Source organism: Vibrio cincinnatiensis (assembly GCF_022113815.1).
Lineage (GTDB): Bacteria > Pseudomonadota > Gammaproteobacteria > Enterobacterales > Vibrionaceae > Vibrio > Vibrio cincinnatiensis_A.
Window position 1 is genome coordinate 1 of record NZ_SGOM01000042.1, and the last position, 2,319, is coordinate 2,319.

Consider the following 2,319-nt stretch of genomic DNA (forward strand, 5'->3'; position numbering starts at 1 on the left):
CAGCGTTGGGCTATGTGAGTCCAGTGGTGTTTGAAAGTGTGTAGTTATGTTGTGTCCACTTTTCGTGGGGTACACTAGTTTATCGGAGAAGTTCATGGTCAATTGGCCTTGTATTCTGAAATTAGATGGTGACGATGAGCTTGTTTATTTGGGTTCTGAAGCTGATTTGAACTGCGAGTGTGTGGATTTGATCGTTAGTCCAAGCGATCGAGTCATTGATTCTGAAGGTTTTGTCTATTCAATAGTTTCAGATGGCTCTGTAGTTAACTTGATTGGAAACTCAATCCAGATTTCAGCAGAGGAAGCGTCTAGATTGATTCAACGTCATGAGTTTTGTTTAGCGGAAGTCTGTCTGACAAAAATTCAGTTTGAAACAGTCGCTGAAGCATTTAACTGTTTGAAATCTTAGGCTAAATAAACATAACAAAGCGTTTAAGAGGGACTTGGCACGCGTGACATTTTCAGTTTGCGTTGGGTTTAGTGGTTAAGTTGTCATGCGGTAACTTTGTATTGCGTGCCGGCGCCCCTTAACGCGGCGTTATGTAACTGTAGAGAAAAAGACCACAATATATTGAAAATTAAAATGTTTTTATGATTTCTTTACTTTGAATTTAGCTTCTACTTTGTATATTCGATACTTTCAATTGATTGTTTTAATTGGTTATTCATACGGTTTAAAGTTAGTTGTATTCATCTTGATTTGGTTTTCGTCTTCTTGTTCTTCAAGTCTGTATTCTGAACTTAATGGTAAAGCGAGTTTGCGTTCAGCTTGTCTATAGTCATGATCCGCAGAATCAAGTGGCTTTTGTTATTGCCAGAGTTTTTTTCTACTGGGTCAATGCTGACTTTTCGTGTAAGTTAAATCGTGTTTGGCGATGCTGTTTTTGGTAATGCTTTGAAATAGTTAGTAAAGTTACATAACAAAGCATTTAAGAGGGACAATCAACGCGTGGCATTTTTGGTTTGGATGCGCATTTGAGGTTACGGCAGGTTAGTTTAAGTTCAGTGGTTTGCGTTGCTTGCCCCTTAATGCGGCGTTATGTAACCGTAGGAAAAAGACCGCAATGCATTGAGAATTAAAGTATTTTTATGGTTTCTTTACTTTGAGTTTAGCTTCTGCTTTGCATGTTTTATTCTTTTAACTGATTGTTTTAATGGGTTATTTTTAAAGTTGTAAATCCAGTTTTATTCATATTGGTTTAGGTTTCGTCTTCTTGTCCTTCGAGTCTTTATTCAGCATTTAATGGTAAAGTGGGTTTGCGTTCAGCTTGTCTATAGTCATGATCCGCAGAATCAAGTTACTTTTGTAGTTACCAGAGTTTTTTCTACTGGGTCAATGCTGACTTTTCGTGTAAGTTAAATCGTGTTTGGCGATGCTATTTTTTAATGCTTTGAAATTATTAGTAAAGTTACATAACAAAGCATTTAAGCGGGACAATCAACGCGTGGCATTTTTGGTTTGGATGCGCATTTGAGGTGATGGCTGGTTAGTTTGAGCGCAGTGGTTTGCGTTGCTTGCCCCTTAATGCGGCGTTAGCTGTGTGAAAGAGTACAGTCCCTGCCACTCCAATATAAATCAAATAGGAATAACATTGTTATGTATCTACTTGTCATGTGGTTCGCCATTTTTCTGATATCGATAAAATCATTGGTAAAGATGTCTCGTCGATCTTATAGAGCTAGAACACAAGATAATTCCAGAATATTCACGACTATGGTGCTTGCAATCTTAGCTCACATTAGTTTTATTAAGTTTCTGTATGTTGAAGCTGAGGGTTGGGTATCATGGTTATTTCCACTGATGAACATAATGTTTGTAACTCAAGTTCTTCTAATATCTGATTTGGTCCTAGACAACTATCAGGTGTTTTCCAAGGCGCAGATTATAAATGACAAGGCTTTACCCATTCTGTTCTCCTTCACTGGTGTATTGGCCCTTCTCTATTTTTCTGTATATGTCGATGATGCAGTGTTTAACGGGCTATGTGTACTCGTCGCATCTATAGGTATGACGGGGCAGTTAATTACCTATAAAAATGTAAAACGATCACACAGCTAACAAAGCATTTAAGAGGGACAGTCAACGCTTGGCAGTTTTGGTTTGGTTGGCATTTGAGGTTACGGTTGGTTAATTTGAGCGCAGTGTTTTGCGTTGCCTGCCCCTTAATGCGGCGTTATAGCTACTTTCCCAATGACCTTTGTCTAGTGGTTTATTGTTAATAAAGGTTTTTAAATTATATGATATTTTATCAGAACATAAGGAGGTTTCTGATGTTTAAATGCCCAAACTGTGGAGAATCAATTTCAATTCTCAAAAAA

1 protein-coding gene is annotated in these 2,319 nt (G+C 37.7%); it reads left to right on the forward strand.

Translation table 11 applies throughout. From position 1 onward, the window contains the following. Positions 1 to 94: 94 nt before the first annotated feature. Positions 95 to 409: a DUF4144 domain-containing protein gene (locus tag EXA13_RS16430; RefSeq protein WP_038970029.1), complete on the forward strand. Its 315-nt coding sequence runs from the start codon at positions 95 to 97 to the stop codon at positions 407 to 409. Positions 410 to 2,319 lie beyond the last annotated feature (1,910 nt).

What these genes read in the sequence shown, in the direction of transcription:
- EXA13_RS16430 (WP_038970029.1), top strand. Translation starts at nt 95, where the DNA reads ATGGTCAATTGGCCTTGTATTCTGAAATTAGATGGTGACGATGAGCTT.